Raw genomic sequence first — 7,132 nt, 5'->3', positions numbered from 1 at the left:
CGGGCCGACCCCGGGGCGCCTATTCCGCCTTGGGCGGGTTGGCGTGGGCCGGGCCGAGGGCCACGAAACGGTGGCGCACCTCGGCCAGCAGCGCCCGCACGGCTTCGGCCTCCTCGTCCTGGAAGCTTGCGCGCAGTTCGTCGCAATAGCGCTCCAGCAGCTCGCGCACGTCGGCCTCGCCCTCGGCGGTCAGGGGCGTGATCCGCACGTCGGCGCCGGAGGCCAGGCGGCGGGTGAGGCTGGCGCGCGTGAAACCGAACTCGGGATAGAGGCACTGGTAGATCACCCCGCCGGTCATGCCCGAGCAGATCCACGGCCCCGGATCGCCCAGGACCACGACGCGGCCGCCGGTCATGTACTCGAAGGCGAAGCCCTTGAGGTGCGCGCGGGCGGCGATGTTGCCATCCTCGTCGCGCAGGCGGGCGGTGATGCGCGCGCCGAACACGGCGTCGGCGCCGGACATGCGGATGCAGGCCCGCGAGTCGGCGTAGTTCTGGACCATGAGGGTCCCGGCGATGGCGCCGTAGGCGAAGCTCTTGCCCGTGGAGCCGTCGACGCGCCGCCCCAGGAGGTTGGCGCCCTTGAAGACGCCGCAGGCCCCGCCGAAGCTGCCCTTGGCCGTGCCGTCCTGGGCGCCGCCGTCGACCATGACCTCGATGCCGGGGATGTTGAAGGCGCACAGGCCGTTGCCGGGCACGGAGGCGTCCAGGCGCAGGCGGGCGCGGCGCTGCCCTTCGGTGCCGAAGCGCCGGACCACGGCCCCGGCGAGATAGGTGCCCATGGCGCGGTCCACGCTGCGCACGGAGCGGTCGGTGTAGCGCACCTCGCGCACGGCGTCGGACCCCAGCTCGTCCAGGGAGATATCCGACACGAGGCGGGTCAGGAAGTTCAGCGGCTTGCGCACCACGCGCACGGCCCCGGCGGGGCTCGCCGCGCCGTCCTGGGCCGGGGCGCGCAGCAGCTCGGCCAGGTCCACGGCCTGGAAATGCGAACGCTGGCGCAGGAGGTCCGTACGGCCCACGGCGTCACGCACGCGGGCCACGCCCAGCCCGGCCAGCAGGGCGCGCATCTGCTGGCCGGTGTTCGTCAGCAGGCGGGCCAGGTTTTCGGTTTCGGCCTCGCGGTCCAGGGGGGTGAAGCCCTTGACGCCCCGGCTCCGGGCCTCCTCGCAACTGCGCAGCTGGGTGGAGATGCCGCGCGGGCAGGTGTCGAGGTGGCAGCGCTGGCAGCTCACGCAACCCACGCCCATGAGCGCGGCGGTGCCCATGCCCACGCGGTCGGCGCCAAGCAGGATCATCTTCAGGGCGTCGGCGCCGCTGCGCAGGCCGCCGTCGCACCACAGCTCCACCTGGGCGCGCAGGCCGGACTCCACCAGGGCGCGATGAGCCTGGCTCACGCCGATCTCGGCGGGCAGGCCGACGTATTTCTTGCTGTGCTCGCGGGCGGCGCCGGTGCCGCCGTCAAAGCCCGAGACGTTGACGATGTCCGCCCCGGCCTTGGCCACGCCCACGGCGATGGTGCCCACCCCGCTGGTGACCGGGATCTTCACCGAGATGCGCGCCAGGGGGTTGGCGGTCTTCAGCTCGGTGATGATCTGGGCCAGGTCCTCGATGCTGTAGATGTCGTGGTGGTTGGAGGGCGAGATGAGGCCGATGCCGGGCTTGCAGTGCCGCGCGCGGGCGACCATGGCCGTGACCTTCTGCCCGGGCAGGTGCCCGCCCTCGCCGGGCTTGGCGCCCTGGCCGACCTTGATCTCCAGGAAGTCCACCGAGTTGAGGAAGCCCATGTGTACGCCGAAGCGTCCGGAGGCGATCTGCTGGCCGCGGTTGTGACGGTATTTGCCGAGCATGTCGGGAATCTCGCCGCCCTCGCCGTTCATGCAGACGATGTTCAGGCGCAGGGCTGTCTCGGCGTAGGTGCGAAAGGAGTTCTCGCCCTGGGAGCCGAAGCTCATGGCCGGGATGACCAGGGGCATGGCGTGGCTGCCCACGGCGAGGTCCACGTCCTCCGGGGCCAGGGGCGCCACGCCCTGGGGGTCGGCGAAGCCGAGCACATGGCGCAGGGCCACGGGAGCCTCGCGTTCCAGGTCCTCCAGGGCCCGGGCCGTGGTTGCGGCGTCGGCCTCGCCCAGGGCCGCGCGGCGCAGAACCCGGCCCACCCGGGCGTTGCGCGGCGGGTCGGCCCACAGTTTCGCGGCCTGGTCGCCGGTGGCCAGGGCCAGGCGCCGCGCGGCCTGCTCCTCCAGCCGGGCCAGGGTCAGCCCGGCGCTGTCCGACGGGCAGAAGTTGGGACAGGCGAAAACCTCCGCCAGCTCCGGCGACAGGCCGATGGAGGCGAAGATGCGCCCGTAGCCGCACAGTTCATGGATGCCCATGGTGGACATGACCTTCTCCATGCCCTTTTGCAGCACGTCCAGGGTGGTGCGCAGCACGGTCTCGGCCGGGCGCTCCGGGGTGGCGTGCTCGCGGGCCATGCGCCAGATCATGTAGGGGTTCACGGCGTCGGCGCCAAGGCCCAGCAGGAACATCACGTCGTGCAGGTTGCGCACGGCGGCGGAACGCACGATGAGCGAGCAGCGGCGGCGCAGGCGCCGGGCGTCGAAATCACGCCCGATCCAGGCCAGGGCCAGCCCGGGGTCGATGTAGACCCGGCCGTCGGAGAAGGAGCGCGAATCGTCGAGCACCACCAGCACGGCGCCGCGGGTCACGGCCTCGCGCCCCTCGCGGGCCAGCTCGTCCAGACGGGCGGCCAGCCCGCTGCCGGGCTCGAAGGTGGCGTCGAGAATGGCCACGCGCCGGGGATCGCGGCCCTGGGCGGTGAAAAAGGACAAGACGTCGTCGAGGGTCTGGGTGCCGAAGGCGTGGGCCAGGCGGCTCAGGGCCGAGCCGCAGACCACGCTGTCCAGGCAGCCGCCCAGGAGCAGCGGCATGCGCAGCTCCAGGCCCACGGCGGCGGGCACGCGCCGCCCCTCGGCGTCGGGCCGGTCGCCCAGGATGGTCCGCGTGGTGAAGTGGTCGGCCTCACGCTCGCGGTCGATGGCCGGATTGGTGACCACGGCCACATTTTCCTTGAAATATTCCGATATGTTGGGCAGCCCCTGCTCGTTGAGGCAGGCCAGGGGGCCCTGGTAGCCCATGGAGCCGATGATGGCGCTGCCCACGTTGGCGGTCTTTTTGCGCGTCTCCACGTCGTATTTCTGCCAGCCCAGGGCCGCCAGCACGGGCTCGGCGGTCATGCGCGCCGTGGCCATGCGCGCGGCGCCGTCGGCCAGCAGGTGTTCCAGGTGGACGGGCTCGCCCTTCTGGGCCGGAATGGCCGTGTAGAGCGCGTCCGTGCTGTCCAGCAGGCCGCTGCGGGCCTGCATGAGCCGCAGCACCCGGCGCTGGAAGGCCGTGTAGTCGAAGACCACGGCCCGGCGGCCCTTGGTGCTCAGGATGGCCACCTTCTCGCCGGGGGCCAGGGGCCTGGGGTCGCCCGCCGTGTCCTCCAAGTCCACAACGCCCTTTTCCGAGGACAGGTAGTAGTCGTAGTCGCTTTCGCCCAGCCACAGCGGGCGCAGGCCCAGGGCGTCCACGCTGCCCATGCACACGTCGCCGTGGCGGGCGATGACCGCCGCCGGGCCCTGGGCCGAGGGCGGGAAGAACCAGCGGAAGAAGCCGTACACCCGGCGCAGCTCCTCGGGGTACTGCTCGACCTCGCTGTGCACCGCCGGGAAAACCATGGCGAAGGCCTCCAGAGGGTCGAAGCCGTAGCGGTTGATGAGCCCTTCGAGGACGCGGTTCAGGTCCTGGGAATCGCTGCCGCCGGGCACGGGCGGGATGTCCAGCACGCTGCCGGAGCTGCGCAGGCGCTCGATGGTGTTGATCTCGCCGTTGTGGGCGAGCATGGAGAACGGCTGGGCGCGCTCCACCGTGGGCAGGGTGTTGGTGGAATAGCGGCTGTGCCCCAGGCAGGCGCGCGAGCGGGTGTCGGGGTCGCGCAGCTCGGGGTAGACGCGCGGCAAAAGGTCCGGCACGCCGCGCACCTTGTAGACCACGCTGTGGCACGACAGGGACGCCGTGTGCAGCGCGGGCTCCCGGCGCTCCAGCTCGCGCTCGATGTCGAAGAGCAGGCGGCCGACATCGTCGCGGTCGGCCTCGGCGGCCAGGCCCGCCACCTGCCAGAACAGCGGGGCCTCGGCCCGGGCCATCGGTCCCAGCTCGTCGTCGCGGGTACGGCCCTCGAGTTCGAGCACGACCTCCGCCCCGCGCGCGGCGAAGACCTCGCGGGCCGCGGCGCAGACCTCGGCCGCCCGGGGCCGCAAGGCGTGGGGCACAAGGAAATGGCCCACGAAAAAGCCCGTGGACTCCGCCAGGTGCGGCGAAAGCCCGGCGGCCTCCAGCCTGCGGGCCCACAGCTCCCGGGGGATGTCGGCCATGATGCCGCAGCCGTCGCCCTCGTCGTTGATGTCCCCCGAGCGGTGGGCCATTTTCTTCAGGGCTTCGATGGTCTTGACGATGTTGGCGTGGGTGCTGTGGCCGCGCTTGTCGATGAAGGCGATGATGGCGCAGGCGTCGCGCTCCTCGACGAGGGAGCTGCGGACAGGGGCGGATTGCCGGGGCAGTGGCATGGGCGTCCTCGCGGTGGTCGTGGCAGGCTTGATTCGAAAAAGGGATGAACACCCTAGCGCGCCCGGGCGCGAAGCGGAAGCCGGGTGCCATTTTTCACAATCACTCCCGAGTCCGCGGCGGATATACTGTCCGGTATGCGTTGCTGGATTTTACGGCCGACAGGTGCTATGCGGTGGCCAGGGCCCCACAGGCCCAAGGGGGGAACCATGACGACACACGACGCCTGCACGGGACGTCCCGTGCGCACCTTTTCCGGCGCGGCCCTGGGGCTGGCCCTTTCCGGGGGCGGCTTCCGCGCGAGTTTCTTCCACATCGGCGTGCTGGCGCGGCTGGCGGAACTGGATCGCCTGCGCGACGTGCAGGCCCTGTCCACCGTGTCCGGAGGCTCCATAGTCGGCGCGCTGTACTACCTCTTCCTCAAGCGCCTGCTGGAGGAAAAACCCGACGAGGCCATTGCCCGCCAGGACTATCTGGACCTTGTGGCCGCCGTGGAGAAACGCTTCCTGGAGGGCGTGCGCACCAACGTGCGCATGCGCACCTTCCTGGACCCGCGCAAGAACCTGCGCATGTTCCGGCGCGACTACTCGCGTAGCGACCGCATCGGCGAGCTGTACGACAGCGTGTTCTACCAGGGCGTGCTGCCCGGCGCGGCCCCGGGCATGATCCGCATGCGCGACCTGCGCGTCCGCCCGGCGGGCTGGGCCGGGAGCGACCCCTTCCACCCCATGCGCGACAACGCCGGACGCCGCGCCAAGGTGCCCGTGCTGCTCATCAACGCCACAGTGCTCAACGACGGCCACAGCTGGCTCTTCGAGGCCTCGACCATGGGCGAGCAGCCGCCGGCGGACCCGGCCGTCTGCTGCGTGGACAAGAACTTCCGCCTCTGCCGCCCCGACTCCTACGCCAACACCGCGACCCAGAAGGACATGGAGCTCGGGCTGGCAGTGGCCGCCTCGGCCTGCGTGCCGGGCGTGTTCCCGCCGCTGGCCCTCTCGGGGCTCTACGCCGAGGGCGTGCGCGTGGAGCTCGTGGACGGCGGGGTCTACGACAACCAGGGCGTCCAGGCGCTGCTGGCCCGCCAATGCACCGAGCTCATCGTCAGCGACGCCTCGGGCCAGATGGACGACGTGGCCGAGCCCGCGCCGAGCCTGTTCTCGGTGGTGCCCCGGTCCAACAGCATCCTCATGGACCGCACCCGCGACGAGCAGCTCATGGATCTGCTCGGCGCGCACACCCCGCCCGCCACCCTGCTCCACCTGCGCCACGGCCTGCCCGTGCGGCGCGTTCCCTGGATCGACGCCCAGGGCAACCCCGCCCGCGAGCCCGGCACCGGCGGGCACGTCCCGGCTCCCGACCAGCCCGTTCCCGGTGTCCCCGCCGCCGTGCAGGACCTTCTGTCCCGCCTGCGCACGGACCTGGACTCCTTCAATGACGTGGAGGCCTGCGCCCTGATGCTCGACGGCCACCGCCTGGCCACCGCCCTGCTGCCCGGCGCGGGGGCGCAGGCCCGGGATGAACCCGCGCCCGACGCCGGAACCCTCGCCCCGGCCCCCCCCGCGACCGACGCCGGGCCCCAGGGCGCCACCGCGTCCGGCGCCGGACCTCTGGGCGCGGACACATCCGCGACCGGCGCCGCACCGGCGCCGGGCCCCTGGGGCTTTTCGGCCATCGCTGCGGAGTTCGACCGCCCAGGCGGCCCGGCCCAGGGGTTCCTGGACATCCTGCGCGTGGGCCAGCGCACGGCCCTCAAGCCCCTGGCCCTGTGCCGCCGCCTGCGCTACGCGGCCTGTGCCCTGGCCGCCGTGCTCGTCCTGGCCCTGCTGGCCATGCTGCGCGGCGGGGTCAGCGTGGGCGTGAGCCTCGGTTTCTGGCAGGCCGTGTTTCTGCTGCTCGGCGCGCTGGCCTTCTTCCTGCCCGACATCGCCCGCGTGGTGCGCATCGCCAAGTGGGCCCACACCCCGGCGCTTCTCTTCCGCCGGGTGGTGATCCACACCGTGGTCGCCCTGGCAGGCGCCGCCGCGGCCTGGGTGACCCTGCGGTTCCTGGACCCGGTCTTCCTCAAGGCCGGGCGCTACCCGCAGGAGTTCAAGTAGCGGCGAAGGACCGGGAAGCGGCAAGCCGCACGCAGCCCCGAAGGCTTCCGGCCCGCCCGGCCCGCGCCAGAATCCGGAGGGCCGCGACCCCGGGATCTGGCGGCGGATGCAAAAGGCCCCCGGCGCGGTGAACCAAGGAACCGCACAGGCGGCTGGACGGCCAGGTTCGCCGGACTGGAAGGCCCCCGGCGCTGTGTGCGGAGGGGGCGCACAGGGGTTCGCCCTTTCTCCGCGTCTCCGGCTTGGGCCTCCGGCGCGATGTGCGCAGGGGCAGGCGGCCAGAGGCCCGGGAGCGCGAAAAGATCGGCTCCCCGGCGCTGTGTGCGGAGGGGGCGCACAGGGGGACAGAAAAAACAAAGAATCCTCAGCGGTATTGCCAGCCAGCCCCTTGAAAAAGAGCCCCGGCCCGCCCGGCATGCCTCCCTCCTG

At 72.0% G+C, this 7,132-nt stretch carries 2 protein-coding genes; one reads left to right on the top strand and one right to left on the bottom strand.

Going from position 1 to position 7,132, the window contains the following annotated elements; genetic code table 11:
- Positions 1-19 precede the first annotated feature (19 nt).
- Positions 20-4,609 carry a glutamate synthase-related protein gene (locus M0P34_RS12340; RefSeq protein ID WP_291499573.1) on the bottom strand — a complete coding sequence of 1,530 codons (4,590 nt, stop codon included), beginning with the start codon at positions 4,607-4,609 and terminating at the stop codon, positions 20-22.
- 207 nt (positions 4,610-4,816) lie between these two features.
- Between M0P34_RS12340 and M0P34_RS12335 the strand changes: the two genes are divergently transcribed.
- Complete coding sequence (locus tag M0P34_RS12335; protein WP_291499571.1) at positions 4,817-6,703, top strand: patatin-like phospholipase family protein; 1,887 nt, start codon at positions 4,817-4,819, stop codon at positions 6,701-6,703.
- Positions 6,704-7,132 lie beyond the last annotated feature (429 nt).

It is taken from the genome of Desulfocurvus sp. (assembly GCF_023230885.1).
In the GTDB taxonomy this organism is placed as follows: domain Bacteria; phylum Desulfobacterota; class Desulfovibrionia; order Desulfovibrionales; family Desulfovibrionaceae; genus Desulfocurvus.
The sequence above is the reverse complement of the archived record's forward strand: the minus strand, read 5'-3'. Positions and strand labels throughout refer to the sequence as shown.